24 protein-coding genes are annotated in these 23,080 nt (G+C 69.1%); 14 read left to right on the top strand and 10 right to left on the bottom strand.

The window, feature by feature from the left end; translation table 11 throughout:
* Positions 1-33 precede the first annotated feature (33 nt).
* Complete coding sequence (locus JW792_RS06190) at positions 34-1,707, bottom strand: electron transfer flavoprotein-ubiquinone oxidoreductase (protein WP_135997525.1); 1,674 nt, start codon at positions 1,705-1,707, stop codon at positions 34-36.
* A gap of 165 nt (positions 1,708-1,872) precedes the next feature.
* Here JW792_RS06190 and JW792_RS06195 point away from each other — a divergent pair, with 165 nt between their 5' ends.
* Positions 1,873-2,721 (top strand): uracil-DNA glycosylase, encoded by an 849-nt coding sequence (locus JW792_RS06195; protein WP_135997524.1) that lies wholly within the window; start codon positions 1,873-1,875, stop codon positions 2,719-2,721.
* Here JW792_RS06195 and JW792_RS06200 read toward each other — a convergent pair.
* Together JW792_RS06200 and JW792_RS06205 are read right to left on the bottom strand one after the other, a co-directional pair.
* Positions 2,716-3,303: a TIGR04282 family arsenosugar biosynthesis glycosyltransferase gene (locus tag JW792_RS06200; protein ID WP_135997523.1), complete on the bottom strand. Its 588-nt coding sequence runs from the start codon at positions 3,301-3,303 to the stop codon at positions 2,716-2,718. The genes JW792_RS06195 and JW792_RS06200 overlap by 6 nt on opposite strands.
* Positions 3,300-4,004 carry a TIGR04283 family arsenosugar biosynthesis glycosyltransferase gene (locus JW792_RS06205; protein ID WP_135997522.1) on the bottom strand — a complete coding sequence of 235 codons (705 nt, stop codon included), beginning with the start codon at positions 4,002-4,004 and terminating at the stop codon, positions 3,300-3,302. Before JW792_RS06205 ends, JW792_RS06200 begins: the two co-directional genes overlap by 4 nt.
* An 83-nt stretch (positions 4,005-4,087) precedes the next feature.
* Between JW792_RS06205 and JW792_RS06210 the strand changes: the two genes are divergently transcribed.
* Together JW792_RS06210 and JW792_RS06215 are read left to right on the top strand one after the other, a co-directional pair.
* Complete coding sequence (locus JW792_RS06210) at positions 4,088-5,197, top strand: PA0069 family radical SAM protein (protein ID WP_135997521.1); 1,110 nt, start codon at positions 4,088-4,090, stop codon at positions 5,195-5,197.
* 65 nt (positions 5,198-5,262) lie between these two features.
* A complete protein-coding gene (locus JW792_RS06215; RefSeq protein WP_135997520.1) occupies positions 5,263-6,186 on the top strand; it encodes a hypothetical protein in 924 nt (307 codons plus the stop codon).
* 120 nt (positions 6,187-6,306) lie between these two features.
* Here JW792_RS06215 and JW792_RS06220 read toward each other — a convergent pair whose 3' ends face one another.
* On the bottom strand, positions 6,307-6,453 hold the full coding sequence (locus tag JW792_RS06220) for a DUF2188 domain-containing protein (RefSeq protein WP_206340919.1): 147 nt from the start codon (positions 6,451-6,453) through the stop codon (positions 6,307-6,309).
* 204 nt (positions 6,454-6,657) lie between these two features.
* Here JW792_RS06220 and JW792_RS06225 point away from each other — a divergent pair, with 204 nt between their 5' ends.
* The 3 genes from JW792_RS06225 (at position 6,658) to JW792_RS06235 (ending at position 9,755) form a co-directional block, all read left to right on the top strand.
* A complete protein-coding gene (locus JW792_RS06225) occupies positions 6,658-7,308 on the top strand; it encodes a ribonuclease HII (RefSeq protein ID WP_135997519.1) in 651 nt (216 codons plus the stop codon).
* A 221-nt stretch (positions 7,309-7,529) separates the two neighbouring features.
* Complete coding sequence (locus tag JW792_RS06230) at positions 7,530-8,558, top strand: site-specific DNA-methyltransferase (RefSeq protein WP_192900997.1); 1,029 nt, start codon at positions 7,530-7,532, stop codon at positions 8,556-8,558.
* 45 nt (positions 8,559-8,603) lie between these two features.
* Positions 8,604-9,755: a diaminopropionate ammonia-lyase gene (locus JW792_RS06235; protein ID WP_135997517.1), complete on the top strand. Its 1,152-nt coding sequence runs from the start codon at positions 8,604-8,606 to the stop codon at positions 9,753-9,755.
* Here JW792_RS06235 and JW792_RS06240 read toward each other — a convergent pair.
* Positions 9,752-10,840: an A/G-specific adenine glycosylase gene (locus JW792_RS06240; protein ID WP_135997516.1), complete on the bottom strand. Its 1,089-nt coding sequence runs from the start codon at positions 10,838-10,840 to the stop codon at positions 9,752-9,754. The genes JW792_RS06235 and JW792_RS06240 overlap by 4 nt on opposite strands.
* Before the next feature lie 50 nt (positions 10,841-10,890).
* On the opposite strand from JW792_RS06240, the gene JW792_RS06245 reads away from it, so the two are divergent.
* The 8 genes from JW792_RS06245 (at position 10,891) to JW792_RS06280 (ending at position 18,502) form a co-directional block, all read left to right on the top strand.
* Positions 10,891-11,478, top strand: coding sequence for a DciA family protein (locus JW792_RS06245; protein ID WP_135997515.1), 588 nt, complete (start codon positions 10,891-10,893; stop codon positions 11,476-11,478).
* A 95-nt stretch (positions 11,479-11,573) separates the two neighbouring features.
* Positions 11,574-12,296, top strand: coding sequence for a DsbA family protein (locus JW792_RS06250; RefSeq protein WP_135997514.1), 723 nt, complete (start codon positions 11,574-11,576; stop codon positions 12,294-12,296).
* 70 nt (positions 12,297-12,366) lie between these two features.
* Positions 12,367-15,804 (top strand): chromosome segregation SMC family protein, encoded by a 3,438-nt coding sequence (locus tag JW792_RS06255; protein ID WP_135997513.1) that lies wholly within the window; start codon positions 12,367-12,369, stop codon positions 15,802-15,804.
* A 121-nt stretch (positions 15,805-15,925) separates the two neighbouring features.
* A complete protein-coding gene (locus JW792_RS06260) occupies positions 15,926-16,273 on the top strand; it encodes an AtpZ/AtpI family protein (protein ID WP_135997512.1) in 348 nt (115 codons plus the stop codon).
* A 37-nt stretch (positions 16,274-16,310) separates the two neighbouring features.
* Complete coding sequence (locus JW792_RS06265) at positions 16,311-17,087, top strand: F0F1 ATP synthase subunit A (RefSeq protein WP_135997511.1); 777 nt, start codon at positions 16,311-16,313, stop codon at positions 17,085-17,087.
* 50 nt (positions 17,088-17,137) lie between these two features.
* Positions 17,138-17,365: a F0F1 ATP synthase subunit C gene (locus tag JW792_RS06270; protein WP_135997510.1), complete on the top strand. Its 228-nt coding sequence runs from the start codon at positions 17,138-17,140 to the stop codon at positions 17,363-17,365.
* Positions 17,366-17,463: 98 nt separating this feature from the next.
* On the top strand, positions 17,464-18,006 hold the full coding sequence (locus tag JW792_RS06275; protein ID WP_241095082.1) for a F0F1 ATP synthase subunit B: 543 nt from the start codon (positions 17,464-17,466) through the stop codon (positions 18,004-18,006).
* Between the two features lie 4 nt (positions 18,007-18,010).
* Entirely contained in the window at positions 18,011-18,502 is a 492-nt protein-coding gene (locus JW792_RS06280) for a F0F1 ATP synthase subunit B family protein (RefSeq protein ID WP_192900996.1), read from the top strand.
* Between the two features lie 129 nt (positions 18,503-18,631).
* Here JW792_RS06280 and JW792_RS06285 read toward each other — a convergent pair whose 3' ends face one another.
* The 5 genes from JW792_RS06285 to gcvH all read right to left on the bottom strand — a co-directional run bounded on the left by JW792_RS06285 (position 18,632) and on the right by gcvH (position 23,061).
* On the bottom strand, positions 18,632-18,928 hold the full coding sequence (locus JW792_RS06285; protein ID WP_135997508.1) for a hypothetical protein: 297 nt from the start codon (positions 18,926-18,928) through the stop codon (positions 18,632-18,634).
* 212 nt (positions 18,929-19,140) lie between these two features.
* Complete coding sequence (gene gcvPB / locus JW792_RS06290) at positions 19,141-20,697, bottom strand: aminomethyl-transferring glycine dehydrogenase subunit GcvPB (RefSeq protein ID WP_135997507.1); 1,557 nt, start codon at positions 20,695-20,697, stop codon at positions 19,141-19,143.
* A gap of 2 nt (positions 20,698-20,699) precedes the next feature.
* Complete coding sequence (gcvPA, locus tag JW792_RS06295; protein ID WP_135997506.1) at positions 20,700-22,043, bottom strand: aminomethyl-transferring glycine dehydrogenase subunit GcvPA; 1,344 nt, start codon at positions 22,041-22,043, stop codon at positions 20,700-20,702.
* A gap of 8 nt (positions 22,044-22,051) precedes the next feature.
* Positions 22,052-22,690: an FMN-binding negative transcriptional regulator gene (locus JW792_RS06300; RefSeq protein WP_135997505.1), complete on the bottom strand. Its 639-nt coding sequence runs from the start codon at positions 22,688-22,690 to the stop codon at positions 22,052-22,054.
* A gap of 2 nt (positions 22,691-22,692) precedes the next feature.
* Positions 22,693-23,061: a glycine cleavage system protein GcvH gene (gene gcvH, locus JW792_RS06305; protein ID WP_135997504.1), complete on the bottom strand. Its 369-nt coding sequence runs from the start codon at positions 23,059-23,061 to the stop codon at positions 22,693-22,695.
* Between the last annotated feature and the right edge of the window lie 19 nt (positions 23,062-23,080).

Here is a 23,080-nt window from a genome sequence, read left to right on the forward strand (position 1 = left end):
TCCGCACCCGGCCGCGCAGGCGCGCCTCGCAGCTTACATGTTGGGATAGTTCGGCCCGCCCCCGCCTTCGGGCGGAACCCAGTTGATATTCTGGTTCGGGTCCTTGATGTCGCAGGTCTTGCAGTGGACGCAGTTCTGCGCGTTGATCACGAACTGCTTCTCGCCGCCCTCCTCGGGTTCGACCCATTCATAGACCGCGGCCGGGCAGTAGCGCGCCGACGGGCCGCCATAGACCTTGAGTTCGCTGTCGTACTGCAGCTGCCAGTCCTTCACCTTGAGATGGACCGGCTGGTCCTCCTCGTGATTGGTGTTGGAGATGAACACCGAGGACAGCCGGTCGAAGGTCAGGACATTGTCCGGCTTGGGATAGCTCTTCGGCTTCGACTTGTCGGCGGGCCTCGTCGCCTCGTGATCGGCGCCGCCATGGCCCATCGTGCCGAACACGGACACCCCGAACAGCTCGTTCGTCCACATATCGAGCCCGCCGAGCACCACCCCGATGGTGGTGCCGTACTTCGTCCAGAGCGGCTTGACGTTGCGGACCTTCTTCAGCTCCTTCTTCACCCAGCTCTTGTCGTAGAGCTCCTCGTACCGGGTGAGTTCGTCGTGCTGGCGGCCGGCCTGCAGCGCCTCGAAGGCGGCCTCCGCCCCCATCATGCCGGTCTTCATCGCGTTGTGGCTGCCCTTGATGCGCGGCACGTTCACGAAGCCGGCCGAGCAGCCGATGAGCGCCCCGCCCGGGAAGACAAGCCTGGGCACGGACTGATAGCCGCCCTCGGTGATGGCGCGCGCGCCGTAGGACAGGCGCTCGCCGCCTTCCAGAACCTCGGCGATGTCCGGATGGGTCTTGAACTTCTGGAACTCGCCGAACGGGAAGAGGTGCGGGTTCTTGTAATTGAGGTGCACCACGAAGCCGATGGAGACCAGATTGTCTCCGAAGTGGTACATCCAGCTGCCCCCGCCGGTCTCGTTGTCCAGCGGCCAGCCCATGGTGTGCTGGGTATAGCCCTTCCTGAACTTCTCCGGCCTGACGCGCCACAGCTCCTTCATGCCGAGACCGAATTTCTGCGGCTCGCGGCCGGCACCGAGATCGAAGCGCTTGATGAGCTGCTTGGACAGGGAGCCGCGGGCGCCCTCGGCGATGAGGGTGTACTTGGCGCGCAGCTCCATGCCGGGCATGTAGCCGTCCTTCTTCGAACCGTCCTTGGCGACACCCATGTCGCCGGTGACGATCCCCTTGATGACGCCGTCCTCCTCGACCAGTTCGGCGGCCGCGAAGCCGGGATAGATCTCCACGCCCAACGCCTCGGCCTTGGCCGCCAGGAAGCGGCAGACCGAGCCGAGCGAGCCGATATAGCAGCCCTTGTTGTGCATGAAGGCGGGCATCATGAAATTCGGGAAGGCGGCCGAGCCGGCCTCGCCGAGCATGACGAAGCGGTCCTCGGTCACCGGCGTGTCGAGCGGGGTCTCGGGATCCTCGCGCCAGTCCGGCAGCAGCTCGTCCATGGCCTTGGGATCGAGCACCACGCCGGAGAGAATGTGGGCGCCGACCTCGGAGCCCTTCTCGATCACGGCGATGGAGATGTCCGCACCCTCTTGCTCCGCGAGCTGCTTCAGGCGAATCGCGGCGGACAGGCCGGCCGGACCGGCGCCCGCGATGACCACGTCATATTCCATCGACTCCCGTTCGATCGCCTCGTCGGCCATGTCGTCTCCTCGCGTCTTCGTCTCTTCAAGCGGCTTCAGGCCGTGGCGCGAAGCCCGCTTTGCGTTTGCCTCGTCCCGTCTTAGCCTACACGTCTTCGTTCAGCTAGGGCCGGGCCGCGCAAGGGCCAGCCCGCACGCAAGCAAGGGCGCTCCGCCACACCCCTGATGACCGCACCGCTTTCACCCGACGATGTCCGCGCCCTGAAGAGCCTCCTGTCCTGGTGGGAAGAGGCCGGCATCGAGGTGCCCGAAATCCCGGCCGCGGCGCGGTCCGGTGCGGACGTGCGTCCGGCCCGGGAGGCGGCGGCCCGCGTCATGCGCCAGCCGCCCTCCTCCGCGCCGCAGCGCCCGGCCGCCACCGCCGCGCAGGCGCGCCGGGCCGGGTTCGGCGCCGAACCGCCCGAGCAGGATGCCCGCCAGATGGCCGGCGAGGCGAAGACGCTGGACGCGCTGAAGGCCGCGCTCGAGGCGTTCGACGGGTGTGCGCTCAAGCCCACCGCGATGAACACCGTGTTCGCCCGCGGCAATCCGGCGAGCGGCCTGATGATCGTCGGCGAGGCGCCCGGCCGAGAAGAGGACGAGCAGGGCGCGCCCTTCGTGGGCCGCTCCGGCCAGCTCCTGGACAAGATGCTCGCCGCGATCGGGCTCGGGCCGGAAGATGTCTACATCACCAACATCGTCAACTGGCGCCCGCCGGGAAACCGCAAGCCGACCGACACCGAGGTGATGGCCTGCCTGCCCTTCGCCGAACGTCACATCGCGCTCGTCAGACCGAAACTGCTGGTCTTCGCCGGCGGCATCTCCGCCCAGACGCTGCTGCGCGCGAAATCCGGCATCATGAGTCTTCGAGGCCGCTGGACCGAGTACCGCGTCAAGGACGAGGCCTTCCAGGAGGCCGGCGCGATCCCGGCCCTGCCGATCTTCCACCCCGCCTTCCTGCTGCGCCGCCCGCAGGAGAAGCGCCGCGCATGGGCCGACATGCTAAGCCTTCAGGAGCGGCTGGAGGGGTTATAGGTCGCCCGCCTCGTCCACGTCGCGCAGCGTTCGAAGATGCGCGATTCGCGCCATCGCATGTGCCCGCAGCCGCGCCTCGAGATCCTCGCGCGTGCGCGGGTGCGACCAGCGCACGCCCTCGAACACGCCCGGCGGTGCCGGTGCGTCCAGCGCCAGCAGCCAGTAGCCGCCGTCCTCGGCCGGTCCGATCACCGCATCGTGGCGCTTCAGCAGGCGCAGCGCGCCGGCGATATCCGCGCGGGTGATCCGGGGTGCATCGGTGCCGATGACGATGACGGGCCGGCGCCTCGCCGGCCGCGCGGATGCAAACACCTGCGCCTGGCGCGCGCCGAGATCGCCGCCGCCTTGTGCGACGCGCGCGACATGGTTCGGCCAGACGGCCGGGAAACGCCGGCGCAGGGCCGCATCCGGCGCTATGGCGAGCACCATCTCCCAGCGCGGATCGGCCAGGCGCCTGAGGATCCGCGCGGTCATCGCTCGGTAGAGCCGCCAGGCGGCGACCTTCCCGATGCCCTCGGCCAGCCTCGTCTTGGCCCCGCCGATCACCGGGGCCTTGGCGAAGACCACCAGGCGCGGCCTCATCTCGAGTAGCTCCTCGCCAGGCGCGCGGGATCGGCGCCGAGAAAGTAGCGCGCGAGCAGGACCAGATTCTTCGCCGAGCGCTTCAGATAGCCCTCGCGCGCGAAGCGCTCGGCGCTCGTCACCGCCCGGCTCTTCAGGAGCGCCAGCCGGCGCGCGCCGATGCGGCGCACGATGTCGACGTCCTCGAACAGGACCATCGGCTTGTAGCCGCCGAGCGCGTCGTGGAAGGCCTTCGGGATGAGCAGGCCCTGATCGCCATAGGGAAGCTTCAGCGCGCGCGAACGCCAGTTGACGAAACGGGCGAGCCGGCGCGCCGGGGCGCGGGGATCGTCCAGCGCGAAGCGGAAGGCCGCGGCGCGGTGCCGGTCTGCATGGGCCTGCATGAAGCGGCGCACTTCCGCCGACCAGCCGGGCTCCAGCCGGGTGTCGGCGTGCAGGAAGAGATACCAGTCGCCCTCGCCCGCCAGCCGGCACGCAGCCTGCGTCCCGGCGATGAGCTGCGGCCCGCGGCCCTTCGCGCCGGTGACGATGCGAAAGCCGGCGTGCGCCGCGATCTCGCGCGTGGCGTCGGTGGAGCCGCCGTCGGCGAGCACCCAGCCGGCGATCAAGCCCGAATGCAGGCCTTCGCCGAGGCTGTCGATCACGCCGGGCAGAGAGCGGGCGGCGTTGAGGGCGGGAATGATGACGACGAGGCGGGCCATGCCCTGACATGGCCGAGCGCGGCGCTCCGGTCAATGTGAAAAAGTTCTTGCTTCGTTCTCTTTCGGGAGTCACTGTTCGCGCCATGAACGCCCGTGTCCCTCCGCCCCGAGCCTCCTCCCTCCTGCCCGAGCATTTCAGGCAGAACGGGCGCGGCGCGAAGTCGAACGCGGCCGGTCGCTACGAGACGGCGGCGAGCGAGCCCTTCGACGATGGCTGGGGCACGAACGACGCGCCGGCCCCGCGCCTGGAGACCACGCTGATCCGGGACGCCTCGCGCACGATCATCGCCACGAACGACAGTCCGGACATCGGGTTCGGCCGCTCGATCAACCCCTATCGCGGCTGCGAGCACGGCTGCATCTACTGCTATGCCCGGCCCAGCCACGCCTATTGGGGCTATTCGGCGGGGCTCGATTTCGAGAGCAAGCTGTTCTTCAAGCCCGATGCGGCCGCGCTTCTGGACAAGACGTTCCGCAAGAAAGGCTACGTGCCGGAGACCATCGCGATCGGGGCCAATACCGATCCCTACCAGCCCGTCGAGCGCCGGCTGCGGATCACCCGGTCGATCCTCGAGGTATGTCTGAAGTTCCGCCATCCGGTCGCCATCGTCACCAAGTCGGCGAGTATCATGCGCGATCTCGACATTCTCGAAGCGCTATCCGCGCTCAATCTGGTGCGCGTCGCGATTTCGGTGACGACGCTCGACCGCGCGCTCGCCCGGGCGATGGAACCGCGGGCGGCGACTGCGGAGCGGCGGCTCGAGGCGATGCGCGTCCTCTCCAGGGCCGGCGTGCCGGTGACGATGATGACCGCCCCGATCATCCCCGGCCTCACCGACCGCGAGATCGAGACCCTGCTCGAGGCCGGCGCCGATGCCGGGGCCGGCTCGGCGAGCTACGTCCTGCTTCGCCTGCCGCTGGAGGTCTCGCCGCTGTTCCAGGAATGGCTCGAGACCGAACGCCCGGACGCGGCTAGGAAGATCATGTCGCTGGTGCGCCAGACGCGCGGCGGCAAGGATTACGACGCGACCTTCCACAAGCGCGGGCGAGGCGAAGGCCCCATCGCCGACCTCATCGCCCAGCGCTTCGAAAAGGCGCGCCGGCGCTACGGCCTCGATGGCGAACGCACCCCGCTGCGAACCGACCTGTTCGAGGTGCCGCTGGAAAACGGCGCGCAGTTGAGTTTGTTCTAGCAAAGGGGGATTTTCTTCGGGATAATCGAGTGAAGATAGCAATTGGCTCCCCGGGGGGGGTGGGCATGAAGAATTCGGCAATCGGCGCGCGTCTCGCCGTTGCACTGCTAGCGCTCGTGTTCGTCAGCGGATGCGATTCGATCCAATCGATGCTCGTGCTGGATCCCGTCGTGCGCGCCGTCATGCCTGACGAGCGCGAGGCGCAGTCCGACGAAATCCTGAACGCTGTGCTGGGCCGCGACCGCGAGGCCCTGACGCCGCACCTTCACGAGATGATTCGCGGCGAGGAGTTCCAGGCCGGGTTTGACCAGCTTCTGGACTATGTTCCGCACGCCGCACCCGAAACCATCGACCTCATCAGCTATAAGTCGCATTCGCAGACGAATGTCGCCGCCAACGGAACGCAACGCCGCCTTGAAGTTTACGACGCGACCTACCGCCTGGCGTTCGGCGAGCGACAGGAGTTTCTCTATATCCGGCTCCGCTCGCAGGACGGGGCGCCGTTTCTCGCGGACACGATCAGGATGTTCCCGGTTCCCGAGCCGGTCCACGCCTCGCCGGCCGACTTGACGCCGGGCTACATCGCGGCCCTCGTCCTGGTCATCGTGGTTCCGACCCTCGTGGCGTTCACCTTCGTCTTCACATTCTTCGTCAAGCGGTTGAAAAGACGCATTCTCTGGTCGGCCCTCATCCTGTTCATCGGCTACCCGGCCTTCACGTATTCGATGCGGGCGGGGACGTGGAGCCTCACCTCCCCCGGGGTCACCGCTTCGGAGACCTCATTCAACCTCAACCTCATAGAGTTCAATTTCCTTAGCGCCGGCTATCTGGAGAACATCATCGCGGGCGACCGCCTCTTCGAGATCGCCGTTCCGCTCGGCGCCCTGCTGTTCTGGCTGCAATACCTCCGCGGACGTCTCGCACGAAAGCCGCAGGCGCCCGCCGCGGTCGAAGCCATCGAGGCGGCCGCAAAGCCCCCCGCGGCCTGAGCCGGCAGGCGCCGGTCGGGCGAACCGCGCGGCTGACGCCGACTTGCCTCAGGAGGTAGCGACCGTCTGGCGGTCCTTGATGCGGCCATCGGTTCCCTGCACGGTGATCTGGCCGCCGCCCTAGTTGGACAGCATGGCGCGCGCCGAATGGATCGCCTCGCGCTGGGTTTCGTGCAGGCTGGAGGCGCGCTCGGCGCCGGCGACCTTGTTCTCCCACTGGCCGTCCTCGCGCGGGGAGATGATGCGGTGATCGGGTTGCTGGGCCATGGCTTGCTCCTTCTGGCTGCGTGCCCGGAACCGGTCCGGGGCTCGCATCCAAAACGGGCCGGCGCCGTCCGCGTTTCCGTTCTTCTGCAACGCAACTGCAGAAGCGCCGCCCCGCAAGGCGCATCAAATGCGGCGGCGGGGGATGCGCGACAGCTGCCGCCTTCCTAGATTGGCGCTCATCCCCCCTCCTGGACCGATCGCTCCATGCTCACCGCCACCTCGCCCAGACGTTTCGCCAAGGCCAACCGCTACATCGCCGGCGTCGACGAGGCCGGACGCGGCCCGCTCGCCGGGCCGGTCGTGGCCGCCGCGGTGATCCTGCCCAGGCGTTTCGCGCCGATCGAGGATCTCAGGGACTCCAAGGCGCTCACCCACGAGCAGCGCACCGGCCTGGCCAGGAAGATCCGCGCGCGCGCCTATGTCGCCGTGGGCATCGCGGAGCCCGAGGAGATCGACCGGCTCAACATCCTGCATGCCTCCATGGCGGCGATGCAGCGCGCGGTCCTCTCCCTGCCCTGCGAGATCGAGCGCTGCTATATCGACGGCAACCGCAAGCCGGACCTGCCCTGCCGGGCGACCGCCCTGGTCGGCGGCGACACGTTCGAGCCCACCATCATGGCTGCGTCCATCATCGCCAAGACGGTGCGCGACGAACTCATGAGGCAGGCCGACGCGCGCTTCCCGGGCTACGATCTCGCCAGCAACAAGGGCTATGGCTGCCCGGCCCACTACGCCGGCCTGCGCACCCTCGGCCCCTCGCCCATCCACCGGCTGAGCTTCACCCCTGTGCAGATGGCGCTGCAGGGCAGTTTCGACGATCTGATCGAGGCGGCAAGCGAAACGGCCGAGGACTAAGCGACTCATTCGATTCGCGATTTGGCGCCTGACCCGGTTTGCGGGTTATGATCCTTCCAGAGCCCGGCTCCCGATGCCGGGGCCGATGTGGTGAATCGGCCTTAACCATCTGGAAAGCCGCATCGATTCACCAGTGGAGAATCAGTCGGCGCAAAAAGGATGGTACGGTGTCAAACGGGCTTCCCATAGATCAGATCCTGCACGGCAACTGCGTGGAGATCATGCGTTCCCTGCCCGAGGGGAGCGTCGATCTGATCTTCGCCGACCCGCCCTACAATCTGCAGCTCGGCGGCGACCTGCACCGTCCCGACAATTCCAAGGTCGACGCGGTCGACGACGCCTGGGACCAGATCGGCGATTTCGACGATTACGACCTGTTCTCCTGCGGCTGGCTGGAGGAGGCGCGCCGGGTCCTCAAGGACGATGGCGCGATCTGGACGATCGGCAGCTATCACAACATCTTCCGCGTCGGCACCTTCCTGCAGGACATGGGCTTCTGGATCCTCAACGACGTGATCTGGCGCAAGTCCAACCCGATGCCGAATTTCCGCGGCACGCGCTTCACCAACGCGCACGAGACGCTGATCTGGGCCGCCAAGCACAAGGACTCGAAGGTCACCTTCAACTACCAGGCCATGAAGGCCCTCAATGACGGCGTGCAGATGCGCTCCGACTGGACGCTGCCGATCTGCGGCGGGGGCGAGCGGCTGAAGGACAGCGACGGGCGCAAGGCCCATCCCACCCAGAAGCCGGAAAGCCTGCTGCACCGGGTGATCCTAGCGACCAGCGATCCCGGTCAGGTCATTCTCGACCCCTTCTTCGGCACCGGCACCACCGGCGCGGTGGCCAAGAAGCTCGGCCGCCACTTCATCGGCATCGAGGCCGACGAAGGCTATATCGAGGTCGCGCGCCAGCGCCTGGCCGCGATCGAGCCGGGCAAGGCCGACGCCATCGCCGTCACCCAGTCCAAGCGCGCCCTGCCGCGCATCCCCTTCGGCGCCCTCGTCGAAGCCGGGCTGATCAAGCCGGGCGACACGCTCTACTGCGCACAGGGCCGGCGCACCGCCCGGGTGCGCGCGGACGGCTCGGTGTCGAGCGGCGCCGAAGCCGGTTCCATCCACCAGGTCGGCGCGCGCGTGCAGTCCGCCCCCAGTTGCAACGGCTGGACCTTCTGGCATGTGCGCCGTCACGGCAATCTCGTCCCGATCGACGTGCTGCGCACGAAAATCCGCGCGGAGATGGACGCTTAGCGCGTCAGCTGGCACCCTGTCCCTTCTGAACGGAGGGCCGAGCGCTTGGCGCTATTGCTGAACGAAACCCGCGTCGCGCCGGAGAAATGGCCCGACCTGCTGACGGCCCGGTTCGGGCTCGAGGCGGTCGGGGACCCCCGGCGCATGCTGCAAGCCTGTCCGGTCCATGCCGAGACCGGCCTGATCGAGCTCGCCGGGCTCGCCGGCGAACTCGGCATCAAGCGCATCTGGTGGAAAGACGAGCGCTCGCGCATGCGCCTGAACTCCTTCAAGGCGCTCGGCGGGGCCTACGCCGTCGCCCGCCAGCTCGAGCGCAGGATGACCCAGGCGCTGAAGAGCGCGCCCGAGCCGGAGGCGCTGATCGGCGGGGCGGCGAGCGCGATCGCCCAGGACATCACCGTGACCTGCGCCACCGACGGCAATCACGGCCTGTCGGTCGCGGCCGGCGCCCATGTGTTCGGGATGCGCTGCGTGATCTTCGTCCACGCCCGCGTCCCCGACTGGCGCATCAGGCGCATCGAGGCCAAGGGCGCCGAGGTGCGCGTCGTGGACGGGGTGTTCGACGACGCCGTGGCCAAGGCCGAGGAGATGGCGCAATCGCAGGGCTGGATCCTCGTCGCCGACACCTCCCCGCGCGCCGAGGACGAGATCGCCGGCGACGTCATCCAGGGCTACAGCCAGCTCGCCGACGAGATCCATCGCCAGCTGGAGGAGGAGAGTGCGGCGCCCAGCCACCTCTTCGTGCAGTCCGGCGTCGGCGGGCTCGCCGCGGCGGTGATCGCCGGCATGGCCGCGCGCCGGGGAGAGGACGCACCCTTCTCCGTCTGCGTCGACCCGGCCCGGGCCCCCGCCCTCTACGAGAGCTTCAGGGCCGGCAAGGCGGTACGCTCCCCCGACCGGGGCGGCACGGTGATGGAGATGCTCGACTGCTACGCCCCTTCCGCCCTCGCCTGGGAGGCGCTGAAGCGCAGCGCGCACGCCTTCATGACGGTGGAGGACGACACCACGCGGCGCGCCGTCGAACTGCTCGCCGAGGGCCGTGGCGACGATCCCGCGATCGAGGCCACCGAGACCGCCGCGGCCGGGCTCGGCGCGCTGATCGAGGCGCTGGAGGACGAGGAGATGCGCGAGCGATGCGGCCTCGACGGCTCCAGCGAGGTCGTGCTGATCGGCACCGAGGCGCCGCGCAGGAGCTAGAACCCGAGCTTCGCCGCCTTCATCATCACCGAGGGCAGACCCGCCTGCTTCAGTGCGCCCACGCTCACCCACCGGCCCTGCGGCCCGGCATCGCCGGCCGCGAGGCGGGCGGTGCGCACGTCGAGTTCGAGCCGGAAATGGGTGAAGACGTGGCGCACCCGGCCGGCCTCCTGCCAGTCGGCCCCGACCGGGGCGGACGCGGCGATCGCCTCGGCCACCGGTGCCTCTTCGGTCCAGTCCGTGCCGGGCAGCTCCATCATGGCGCCGAGCAGGCCCGCCTCGGGCCGGCGGCGCAAGAGGAGTTCGGCCCCGCCCGGCCCGTCGCGCGTCAGGTGGAAGCAGACGCCGTAACGCACCGGCTTCTGCTTCTTCCTCTCCTTCCTGGGATAATCGGTCTGCGCACCGGCATCGCAGGCCGCGCAGGCGCTCCGCCACGGGCAGATCCCGCAGGCCGGCGATCTCGGGGTGCACACCGTGGCGCCGAGATCCATCACCGCCTGCGCGTAATCGCCGGGGCGCGCGCCGGACGCGGCGATGCCGGCCGCGGCGGCCTTGATCTCGGCCTTGGCGCGCGGCAGCGGGGTCTCGATGCGGAACAGCCGGGCGACGACGCGCTCGACATTGCCGTCCACGACGCTGGCGGGCAGGTCGAAGGCGGCCGCGCGGATGGCGTTGGCGGTGTAGTCCCCGATGCCCGGCAGGGCGCGCAGCGCGTCGAGATCGCGCGGGAACTCGCCGCCCAGTTCCTCGCTGACGACCCGCGCGCAGGCGTGCATGTTGCGGGCTCGGGCGTAGTAGCCGAGCCCGGCCCAGGCCGCCATGACGTCCTCGCGCGGGGCGCTCGCGAGATCGTGGACCGTGGGCCAGCGCTGCAGGAAGGCGTGCCAGTAGGGCGCGGCATGGGGGACGGTGGTCTGCTGCAGCATGATCTCGGAAAGCCAGACCGCGTAGGGATCGGCCTTCACGCCCCTTGCCCTGTCCTCGGGCCGCACGCGCCAGGGCAGCGCCCGGCCCTGCCGGTCGTACCAGGCAAGCAGGGCGGCATTGAGCCGTCCGGGATCGCTCCGGGAGAGCGCGTTGGTCATGCGGGCCGTCCGTCTTGCCAGGCGCGGGCGCGCGCCTCACACTGCAAACCATGGAATACAAGCCGCCATCAACGCCCCGGCGCATCGTGCCGCGCCATGCCGTGACCCGCAGCACCGACCCCGAGGCGGTGCGCGAGGCGCTCGCCTGGGCGGCCGAGCATCGCGGCCGGCCGCCGCGCGCCTTCGCGCCGAGCGCGGGCCGGGCCGCGGCCAGGATCGCCAAGCCCCTGGCCAAGCAGTTCGGCACGGCCGCCGGCGAGCTCGACGCGCGCTGGAGCGAGATCGTCGGCGAGCAGCTGGCAAAATGGAGCCGGCCCGAGAAGTTCCAGGCCGGCGCGGGCGGTGCGGTGCTGGTCGTGACGGCACGCGGACCGGCCGCGGCCCTCATCGAGGCCCAGTCGACCCGCATCCTCGACCGGGTGGCCCAGTATGCGGGCCGCCGCCCGGCCCGCCTGAAGATCATCCAGGGCACGCTGGCGCCCGCCGCGGCGAAACCGCCCCGGCGCAGCGCGTGCGTCGTGAAGGTGCCGGCCGCCCCGCCCTTGCCGGCCGATCCCAAGGCGCGCCTCGCGGCGCTCCTGAAGCGCTGGCAGGGCGATATCGAGGCGCGCGAGGGCATCGATCTCTCGAAATCGTAATCCGGCGCGTGCCCAAAGAGGTGGCGTGAAGCCGGCCGGCCCGTTTAAATGCGCGCGAATTCGACCATGACCTGTCCCGAAGGGAGCCTCGAGCCATGACCCTGACCCGCCGTCTCTTCTCCGGCGCCGCGATCGCCGCCAGCCTGCTGCTTGCCGCCTGCGGCGGCGGCGGCGCCCCGGCCGGCCAGAGCCAGTACGAGCGCGAGGGCGATCACGCCAAGGGCCCCGCCGACGCGCCAGTGGTCTTCATCGAGTACGCCTCCGTCGCCTGCCCGGCCTGCGCCGCCTTCCACCAGCAGGCGATGGGCACCATCAACGAGTATGTCGAGACCGGCGACGTGCGCTTCGTCTTCCGCGAGATGATCACCGGCCAGCCCCGCCTCGCCGTGGCGGGCTTCATGCTGGCCCGGTGCGCCCCGCAAGAGCGCTATTTCGACGTGCTGGACATCCTGTTCGAGCAGCAGCGTGCGCTGTTCTCCGCCATGCAGGCCGGCACCGCGCAGCAGCAGCTGGTCACGATCGCACGCTCGGTCGGGCTGTCGGAGCAGGAATTCTTCGCCTGCATGAACGACGAGACGCTGCTGCAGGCGGTGCAGGCGGCGAACCAGGAGGCGGCCGATGCCGGTATCGACGCCACCCCGACCTTCATCGTCAATGGCGAGCGGCTCGAGGCCCAGCGCGGACCGGAAGGCAACACGCAGGTCTGGTATGCCGGCGCCACCATGCTGGAAGACGAACAGGGCCCGATTCCGTACAACTTCGAGGGCGACACCTTCGAACGAATCATCCTCTACTTCAAAGCTCGCGCCGGGCAATAGGCGTGAAAGCGTGGATGAGCGCGCCGCGACAGACCGGACGAACCGGCAGCGGCGCACCTGGAGGTCTTGATTGAAGTTCACCCAGCTGCGTCTGGTCGGCTTCAAGTCATTCGTCGATCCGGCGGAACTGCGCATCGATCCGGGTCTGACCGGCATCATCGGTCCGAATGGCTGCGGGAAGTCGAATCTTCTGGAAGCCCTGCGCTGGGTGATGGGTGCCACCTCGGCCAAATCCCTGCGCGGCGGCGGCATGGAAGACGTGATCTTCGCGGGCACCGACAACCGGCCGGCCCGCGACAAGGCCGAGGTCACCCTCCTCGTCGACAACAGCGACAAGACCGCCCCGGCCCGCTTCAACGACGCCGACACGCTCGAGGTCGTGCGCCGCATCGTGCGCGGCAAGGGCTCGGACTACCGCATCAATGGCGAGGAGGTGCGCGCCAAGGACGTCCAGCTCCTGTTCGCCGATCTGGGCACCGGCGCGAACTCGCCCGCCCTCGTGCGCCAAGGCCAGATCAACGAGCTGATCGCGGCCAAGCCGGAGAACCGGCGCCGGGTGCTGGAGGAGGCCGCCGGCGTGGCGGGCCTGCGCGCGCGCCGGCGCGAGGCGCAGCTGCGGCTGAACGCCGCCGAGGCCAATCTCGACCGGCTGCAGGAAGTCGTCGACGATCTCGAGAACCGCTACCAGTCGCTGCAGCGTCAGGCCCGCCAGGCCTCGCGCTATCGCAAGCTGTCGGCTGAGATCCGCGAGTTCGAGGCGCTCCTGTGGCTGCGCCGCTTCGCCGAGGCGGGCGAGGCCGTGTCGCGCGCCGAGGCCGAGCTGAAGGACATCGAACAGGTCGCCGAACAGGCCATCCGCCTCGCCGCGAGCGCGACGGCCAATGCCGAGAAGGCGCAGGCGAGCGTCGCCCCCCTGCGCGAGGCCGAGGCCGAGGCGAGCGCGGCCGAGCGCCGGCTGGAGCGCGAGAAGGACGCCCTGGAACGCGAGCTCGACCAGCTCGAGGCGACGATCGCGCGCCTCGAGACCCGTCTGAAGGACCTCGCCGCCAACCGTACGCGGGAGGGCGAGCTTGCCCAGGAGGCGCGCGCGGCGCTGGAGCGCATCGCGTCGTCGCTGGAGCGGCTGCGCGGGGAGACCGCCGGCGACCGGGAAGCCCTCGCGGCCGCCGAGACGGCGCTGGAGGAGGCCGAGACCGCCCGCCGCGAGGCCGAGCGCGAACTCGACCGGCTGTCGACCGCCGCCGCCGAGGCGCGGGCGCGCCGCGACAGCGCCCGTCGCGACGTGGCCGGCGCAAAGGCGCGCGTGGAAAAGCTCGACCGCGACGCGCAAGCCGCGCGCGAGCGCTACGAGGCCTTCGCCGGCTCGGGCGGCCCCTCGCTCGACGAACTCGAAGCCGCGGCGAGCGCGGCCGCAGAAGCCGACCATGGCGCCCGCGAGGCGCTCGCGGGACAGGAAGAGACGCTGGACGCGGCCCGCGCCGCGGCCGGCGAGGCCCGCGAGGCGGCCCGCAGCGCCGAGGGCGAGCGCCTGGCGCTGGAGCGGGAGGCGCACAGCCTGAAGCGCATGCTCGATACCGGCGAGGCGGGCGACCGGGCGCTCGACAGCGTGCGCGCCGATGCCGGGTTCGAGACCGCCCTCGCCGCCGCGCTGGGCGAGGACCTCGAAGCCGGGCTGGAAGCCGGCGCGCCGCGGCGCTGGAGCGAAGGGGGTACCCGCGCGGGCGCGCTGCCGAAGGGCGCGACGCCGCTCAATGCCGTCGTCGACGCGCCGGACGCTCTTGCCGCGCGGCTCGCCGCCATCGGGGTCGTGGATGCCGACGATCTCGATCGTCTGGCAGGCGAACTCAAGCCCGGGCAGCGCCTCGTCACCCGCGACGGGGCCCTGAGGCGCTGGGACGGCTTCGCCGCCGAGGCCGGCGCCCCCTCCCCGGCCGCGGCACGCCTGGAGCATCTCAACCGGCTCGCCGAAATCGAATCCGAACTCGCGGCAGCCGAGGCCGCCTCGGCGGCGGCACGCGCCAAGGCCGACGAGGCACGCGAGGCGCTGGAGGCCGAGGAAGCCGGTTTCCGCATGCGCCGCGAGGCGCTGCAGGAGGCCGAGCGTCTCCATCGCGAGGCCGAGAAGACGCTGTCCCAGGGACGCGAGGCGGCCGCGCGCGACGAGGCGCGGCGCCAGGCGCTGAAGGAAAGCGCCGCCGCACTGGTGCGCGATCTCGATGCGGCCCGCGACGAGCTTCAGGCTGCCGAGGCGCGCCTGTCTGAACTCGATACCGGCGAGGATCATACCCAGGCCCTGGACGCGGCCCGCGCGCAGACCGAGCACGCCCGGTCGGCAGCGGCCGAGGCCCGCGCGGCGCTGGAGAACGTGCGGCGGGAGAGCCAGGCCCGGCGCCACCGGATCGCCTCGCTCGAACGCGAGGACGCCGACTGGCGCAAGCGCGCGGAGGCCGCGAGCGCGCGCATCGCCGCGATCGATGCCGAGCGCCGGAGCGCGGAGGCCGAACTCGAGGCCGCCCGTGGCCGGCCCGAGGAGATCGAGGCGCGCCGGCGCGCTCTGCTCGATACCCTCGCCGAGGCCGAATCGGCCGCCCGGCTCGCGCGCGACCGCGTCGCCGAGGCCGAGACCGCCCAGCGCGAGGCGGACAGCGCGCTAAGGGCCGCCGAGCGCGAGGCGTCGAGTGCGCGCGAGGCCCGCGCCGCGGCCGCCGCCACCCTGTCGGCGGCCAAGGAACGGCGCGCCGAGACCGGCGAGCGCCTGCAGGATGCGACCGGGGAGACGCCCGAAGCCCTCACCGTGCGCGTCGCGGCGAGCGAATACGGCGCCCTGTCCATCACGGAGATCGAGCGCCGGCTCGACGAGGCGCGGCTGGCGCGCGAACGGCTCGGCGCGGTCAATCTGCGCGCCGACGAGGAATCCGAGGACCTGCAGAGCGAGCGCGACCGCCTGACGCGAGAGCGCGACGAGCTCGTCGAGGCGGTCTCGCGCCTGAGGAAGGCCGTCGACACGCTGTCGCGCGAGGGCCGCGCACGCCTGCTGGAGGCCTTCGAGGTGGTCGACGGGCATTTCCGCCATCTCTTCTCCACCCTGTTCGGGGGCGGGCGCGCAGAGCTTCATCTCACCGAAAGCGAGGATCCGCTTGAGGCCGGGCTGGAGATCATGGCCTGCCCGCCCGGCAAGAAGCTGGAGAACATGTCGCTCATGTCCGGCGGCGAGCAGGCGCTGACCGCAGCCGCGCTGATCTTCGCGGTCTTCCTGTCCAACCCGGCGCCGGTCTGCGTGCTCGACGAGGTCGACGCCCCGCTCGACGACGCCAATGTCGACCGCTTCTGCAAGATGCTCGACGCCATGCGGAAGCAGACCGAGACCCGCTTCCTGGTCATCACCCACAACCCCGTCACCATGGCCCGCGTCGACCGGCTGTTCGGCGTCACGATGGGCGAGCGCGGCGTGTCCCAGCTCGTCTCGGTGAACCTGACCGCTGCCGAACAGATGCTGGCCGCCGAGTGAACGCGTAAAGCTTCTTGTTTTTCAAGAACTTGGTTGAGCACTGCGCTTGCTTGACTTGGGAAAACCCCGCTTATAGGGTGCGCGCGCCTGCCGGGGCCCCCTCGGCAGGTCACAGATCGCAATGTCCCGCCGAGAAGAAACGCTGCACAACGCTCCAAACGATCCGGGTGATTTCGAGAAACGCCTTCAGGCCAAGCTCGATGCGCGCCGGAAAGAGGAGCAGGCCCGATCCCGGCCGTCAGGTTGGGCCGTCGGGCTGCGCTACGGTTCGGAATTCTTCGCGGGCGTCGTCGTCGGGATCGGTATCGGCATGGCCGCCGACTGGTTCTTCGCCACCGAGCCCTGGGGCATGCTGATCGGTGGATTACTTGGTTTTGCAGCCGGCACGCTCAATGTGGTGCGGGCTGCGCAGGAAGTGAATGCCGCAGGGGACGACAGCGCGGAATCGCGCCAAGACCCGCGGACTTAGCAGAAGGGCGGCAGTTGCCGCATAGAAGGGGCCGGGCGTGGCGGACGCAACCAACCCGATCAAGCAGTTCGAAATCCATCCGGTCTTCCATCTGGAGATCGGCGGGGTCGACCTGTCTTTCACCAATTCCAGCTATTTCATGGTCGTCGCCGTCGCCCTGACGGTGGGCGGGCTGATGATGGCGATGTCCCGGCGCGCGCTCGTTCCGGGCCGCGGCCAGTCGGTCGCCGAGATGCTCTACGAATTCGTCGCCGGCATGATCCGCGACACGGCGGGCAGCGAGGGGCTGAAATTCTTCCCCTTCGTGTTCACGCTGTTCGTCTTCATCCTGATGGCCAACCTTCTGGGGATGCTGCACTACTTCCCCGCGCCGGGCCTGCACGGCTTCACCGTGACCGCGCACATCATCGTCACCCTCGCCCTGTCGCTTCTGGTGATGGCGATCGTGATCGGCTACGGGATCTGGAAGAACGGCTTCAGGTTCCTCAAGCTCTTCGTGCCCTCCGGCGTGCCGCTGCCGCTCTACATCATCGTGACGCCGATCGAGGTGATTTCCTTCCTCTCGCGTCCGGTCTCGCTCTCGGTGCGTCTGTTCGCCAACATGCTGGCGGGCCACATTCTCCTGAAGGTGTTCGCCGGTTTCATCGTCATGCTCGGCGCCGCAGGCGCGGGCTATGCGGTGATCGGCGTGCTGCCCTTCTTCATGGTCGTGGCGCTCACCGCGCTCGAATTCCTCGTTGCGTTCCTGCAGGCCTATGTCTTCGCGATCCTGACCTGCATCTATCTCAACGATGCGCTCCATCCGGGGCACTAAGCCTAACCTCTTGTCTTCAACCGCAATCCACCAGTTCAAGGAGCAACCCAATGGAAGCGGAAGCCGCTAAGTACATCGGTGCCGGTCTCGCCTGCCTCGGCATGCTCGGGGCCGCCGTCGGCGTGGGCAACATCTTCGGTTCCTTCCTGCAAGGCGCCATGCGCAACCCGTCGGCCGCGCAACAGCAGTTCGGCAACCTGATCTTCGGGTTCGCCGTGACCGAAGCGCTGGGCATCTTCTCCCTGCTGATCGCCCTGCTTCTGCTCTTCGTCGTCTAGGACGAAACGCAGACTGTCCGCTTCCGGCCGGGCGCCGCATTCGCGTCGTCCGGCTCGAAGCGTCACAACGGGCCGCAACTCGAATGGAGCTCGCCGTCATGGCGCCGCAAGAACACGGTGATTACGCCGCCGCCGACGCGTATGCCGGCGAGGCGACCTTCCCGCCGTTCGATCCCACCTATTTCGCCTCGCAGCTCTTCTGGCTCGCGATCACGTTCGCGGTGCTCTACGTGCTCCTGTCGCGATGGGTCCTGCCCCGCATCGGCGGAGCGATCGAGGAACGCCGCGACCGGATCGCCGACGATCTCGATGCGGCCTCCCAGATGAAGGCCCAGGCCGACGAGGCGGTGAAGAGCTACGAGCGGTCGCTCGCCGACGCGCGGGCCAAGGCCCAGTCGGTCGCCGCAGAGGCCAAGGCCGACGCCGACAAGAAGATCGCGGCGGAGATGAAGAAGGTCGAGACCGAGCTCGAAGCCGAGCAGGACGAGGCCGAAAAGCGGATCCGCGAAATGCACGAGAAGGCCCTGGCCGAGCTCGACGCGATCGCGGCCGGTGCCGCAGCGGCCGTCGCCGCACGGCTGGCCGGCCTCGAGGTCGGCGAGGACGAGGCCGCCGAGGCGGTCGCGAAGGTGAAGGAGTAGGACGATGGCGATCTTCGCCGATACCACCTTCTGGGCCTTTGTCGGCCTCATCGTCTTCTTCGCCGTGCTCGCCTTCTTCGGCGTGCACAGGACGATCGGCAAGGCGCTCGACGACCGCGCGGAGACCATCCGCAAGGAGCTCGACGAGGCCCGCCGCCTGCGCGAGGAAGCCCAGGAAATGCTGGCGAGCTACGAGCGCCGCCAGCGCGAGGCCGCCGAGGAGGCCGAGGAGATCATCCGCCAGGCCCGCCAGGAAGCCGAATACCTGCGCGCCAATGCGAAGAAGGAAATCTCCCAGCGCATCGAGCGCCGCCGGGTCCTCGCCGAACGCCGAATCGAGCAGGCCGAGGCGAGTGCCGTGAAGGAGATCCGCCAGCGCGCCGCCGACCTCGCCGTGGAGGCGGCCGGCTCGCTGCTGAAGGACAAGATGACCAAGACCCAGCGCAACGCCCTGATCAAGGGCGATATCGAGGCGCTGAAAGGCAAGCTGAACTAGGCTTGGCCCGTCGTCGGCAAACACGGAAAAAGCCCGGAGCGCTCGCTCCGGGCTTTTTTCATGTCTTTTGCCCGGTCAGCCGGTTCCGGGTGACCGTGCAACGCCCATCGGCGACCGCCGCCCTCCAGGTCAGGGCGTCGCGTCGTGGTCCTTGTCGCCGCCGAAGACGTGCTTGAAGCGTTCCCAGATCCCGGGATGGCGCTTGAGATAGCCTGTGATGATCCGGTGGGCGCGCCGCGAGGTCGCCGCCAGCAGGATCAGCGACACGATCATCAGCGGCAGGCCGAGCGGGATCGGGCTGATCGTGAGCGGGATCGATATGACGAACAGGAACAGGCCGACGACCGCGCCGACACCGCGCACGATGACGAGAATGGCCCCGCCCAGCGGATGGGTCGACCACCAGTCGTTCGTCGGTTCGTTCATTGCCACGGCTGTTCCTTCAAGCGGGCGGAGGGACGTTGTGCGAATGTCGGGACGGCGGCGGCCCGGTGCAAGGCGCCAATGGCCGCCGCCCCCCTCCTTCTGCAGTCGACCCGGACGATTTGTCCGATCTGTGGCACGCGTGCGACCCGCATCGGCTTATGCCGGCGGCCGGTCCATACCCGGGCCGGCCGGCGCAGCGGGGACGAGCCGGACTATTCGGCCGCGTGTGTCAGGACGGGCTGGCGGGCCGCCCGGGTCTCGTCGAGACGCCTGGCCGGAGCGAAACGCGGCGCCTGCGTGAAGCGCTCGGTCTCGCCGGCCTTCGCGGACCGGGCCAGCTGGATCAACGTGTCGCAGAAGCGGTCGAGCCCGGCCTTGCTCTCGGTCTCGGTCGGCTCGATCAGCATCGCCCCGTGGACGACCAGCGGGAAGTACATCGTCATGGGATGATACCCCTCGTCGATCATCGCCTTGGCGAAGTCGAGCGTGGAGACGCCCGTGTCCTTCAGGAAGCGGTCGTCGAACAGGGCCTCGTGCATGCAGGTGCCCTCGAAGGCCGGCGTCATCTCCTCCCTGCAGCGCGCAAGGATGTAGTTCGCGTTCAGCACCGCGTCCTCGGCGGCCTGGCGCAGCCCGTCCGAACCGTGGCTCATCATGTAGGAGAGCGCGCGGGTGAACATGCCCATCTGGCCGTGGAAGGCGACCATGCGCCCGAACGGATCGTTGCCGTCGGCCTTCGCCTCCGCCTCGTGCTCGACGAGGCTCCAGGTATCGCCGTCCTTCTTCACGTAAGGCACGGGCGCGAACGGGGCGAGCGCCTCGGAGAAGACCGTCGGGCCCGAGCCGGGACCGCCGCCGCCATGGGGCGTGGAGAAGGTCTTGTGCAGGTTGATGTGCATCGCGTCGATGCCGAGATCGCCCGGGCGCACCCGCCCGACGATGGCGTTGAAGTTCGCCCCGTCGCAGTAGAAATAGCCGCCCGCCTCGTGGATCAGGTCGGCGATCTCCCTGATGTCGCGTTCGAACAGGCCGCAGGTGTTCGGATTGGTCAGCATGATCGCGGCGACATCCTCGCCGAGCTTGGCCTTGAAGGCCTCCATGTCGACGCGGCCCGTGGCGTCGGCCGGAATCTCGTCGGTCGTGAAGCCGCACTGGACGGCGGTCGCCGGGTTCGTGCCGTGCGCGCTTTCGGGCACCAGCACGCGGCGCCGGCGCGTCTCCCCGCGCGCATCCAGCGCGGCGCGGATCGCCATCATGCCGCACAGCTCGCCGTGGGCGCCCGCCTTCGGGCTCATCGCCACGCACGGCGTGTTGGTCAGCGTCATCAGCCAGCGGGCAAGCTCGCCGACGAGCTCGATCGCGCCCTGCACGGTCGATTGCGGCTGCAGCGGGTGGATGTCGATGAAGCCGGGCAGGCGCGCCAGCTTCTCGTTGAGGCGCGGATTGTGCTTCATCGTGCACGAGCCGAGCGGGTAGAGCCCGAGATCGATCGCGTAGTTCTTGCGCGAGAGGCGCACATAGTGGCGCATCGTTTCCGGCTCGGAGAGGCCGGGAAGACCGATGCGGGCCGTACGCTCCAGCCCGCCGGTGCGGGTCTCCAGGCCCTTCGGCTCGGGCAGGTCAACGCCGCTATTGTCGAAATCGCCGCGCTCGAAGATCAGCGGTTCGGCCTGGTCCAGGCCCTTGGAGCCGGAGAAGGTCTCCTCATAGGCGCCGGGATCGACGGCATGGATCGGGCGGGAGGGACGGCCCTGGGGATTCATGGCCATGGTTACAGCACCTCCTTGAGGGCGGCCTCGAGCGCGTCGAGGTCTTCATCGGTATTGGTTTCGGTGGCGGCGAGGATCAGGTGGTTCTCGAACTTGCCCGGATAGAGGCGGCTCGCCGGCACGCCGGCAAGAATGCCCTTCGCGGCAAGCTTCTCGACGACTTCGGCGGCCGGCTTAGACAGCTTCACGGTCAGCTCGTTGAAGAAGGCGTCGGTGACGACCTCCACGCCGTCGATGCCCGAAAGCCGGTCGGCCAGATCGATCGCGCGCTCGTGATTGAGGCGGGCGAGCTTGGTCAGCCCCTTCTCGCCCAGAAGCGAGAGATGGATCGTGAAGGCGAGCGCCATCAGCCCGGAATTGGTGCAGATGTTCGAAGTCGCCTTGTCGCGGCGGATGTGCTGCTCGCGGGTGGAGAGCGTCAGCACGAAGCCGCGCCGTCCGTCCGCGTCGACCGTCTCGCCGGCAAGCCGGCCCGGCATGTTGCGGATGAAGTTGCGGTCGTCGCGGCAGGCGAAGAGGCCCACATAGGGACCGCCGAACTGCAGGCCGACACCCAGGGACTGGCCCTCGCCGACGACGATGTCCGCGCCCATCTCGCCGGGCGACTTGAGAAGGCCGAGCGAGACGATCTCGGTGACCACCGCGATCAGCAGCGCGCCCCTGGCGTGGGCGGCCTCGGCGAGCGGGGCGAGGTCGCGCACATGGCCGAACACGTCCGGGTTCTGCACCACGATGCAGGCCGTGTCCTCGTCGATATACTTCACCAGATCGTCGGCCTTGCCCGGGGCCGCGCCCTCGGTCTCCACCGTGATGTCCATGTACTTGGCGAGCGTCTCGGTGGCCTGGGCGTAGTGCGGATGCAGATTGCCGGAGAGGACCGCCTTCCTGCGCTTGGTGATGCGCTGGGCCATCAGCACGGCCTCGGCGCAGGCTGTCGAACCGTCATACATGGAGGCGTTGGCGACATCCATGCCGGTCAGGCGCGCGACCTGGGTCTGGAATTCGAAAAGGGTCTGCAGCGTGCCCTGGCTGATTTCCGGCTGGTAGGGCGTGTAGGCGGTCAGGAATTCGCTGCGCTGGATCAGGTGATCGACGGTGGCCGGCACGTGGTGCTTGTAGGCGCCGGCGCCGACGAAGAACGGGGCCTCGCCGGCCGACAGGTTCTTCTTCGCCATCCTCGCGAATGCGCGCTCGACCTCGAGCTCGGTCGCCCTGCGCGGCAGGTCCACGGGGCCGTCCAGGCGCGCGGCCTCGGGCACGTCGGTGAACAGATCGTCGATCGATTTGACCCCGATCGTCTCCAGCATCGCCTTGCGATCGTCGGGGGTCAGCGGCAGATAGCGCATCTCTAAGTCTACCCTCTCGGCAATTGTGCCATGTCCGCGGCGGTCTGCCGCGCGTTTGCGTCTCGCGAAGCCGAAAGCGCCGCCATGACGCCCTCGACATCGTCCTTGCTCTTGTTCTGGCTCAGCTTTCGCACCGCCTCGGCGCTCGCGTTCTCCATACTGAGCCCCACGATCCCGTTCAGAAGCCGATCGATATAGTCCGCCGGCGCGTCCCGGATATCCCAGGGCTGCACCTGGCCGGCCTCCATCGCCGCGCTCAGCCGGTCGACGATCTCGTAGAGCGCATCGCGGTCCGTCGTGACGGCGAGACGTCCCCTGACCTCGGCGGCGGTGTAGTTCCAGGTCGGCACCGCCCGGCCCGTTTCCGCCTTGGTCCGGTAGGCGCCCGGCGAGACATAGGCGTGCGCGCCGGAGAACAGCGCCAGCACCTCGGCCCCGTCGGCCACCCGCCAGAACGGGTTGGCGCGGGCGATGTGGCCGAGGAGGCCACGCACGCGCCCCTGTTCATCGAGATCGGCGAGCATCGGGGTACGGGCGGCGACCGGGCCATCCGGACCGCTCGCGACGAGGGTCGCGAAGGGATAACGGGCGATGATGCCCGCCACCTCGCGCTGATCCTCGACCCTGAACGGACCCGGGGCGTACATCGCTACTCGATGTGGTTCTGGTAGGCGTCGGCGTCCATCAGGCCCTCGATCTCGGAGCTGTCCTTGATCCTGATCTTGAAGAACCAGCCCTCGCCTTCCGGGCTTTCATTGACCTTGGCGGGCTCGTCCTCGAGCGCCTCGTTCACCGCGACGACCTCGCCGGAGACCGGCGCGTAGATCTCGCTCGCGGCCTTGACCGATTCCACCACGGCGATCTCGTCGCCCTGCTTGAAGCTCTTGCCGACTTCGGGCAGCTCGACGAACACGACGTCGCCGAGCTGGTCGGCGGCGTAGGGGGTGATCCCTACCGTGCCGTCCTGGCCCTCGACGCGGATCCATTCATGGTCCTTGGTATAGCGGGTCTGGCTCATGGCTCTCTCCTGATGAGGT

The organism is Marinicauda algicola, assembly GCF_017161425.1.
GTDB classification, from domain to species: Bacteria; Pseudomonadota; Alphaproteobacteria; order Caulobacterales; family Maricaulaceae; genus Marinicauda; species Marinicauda algicola.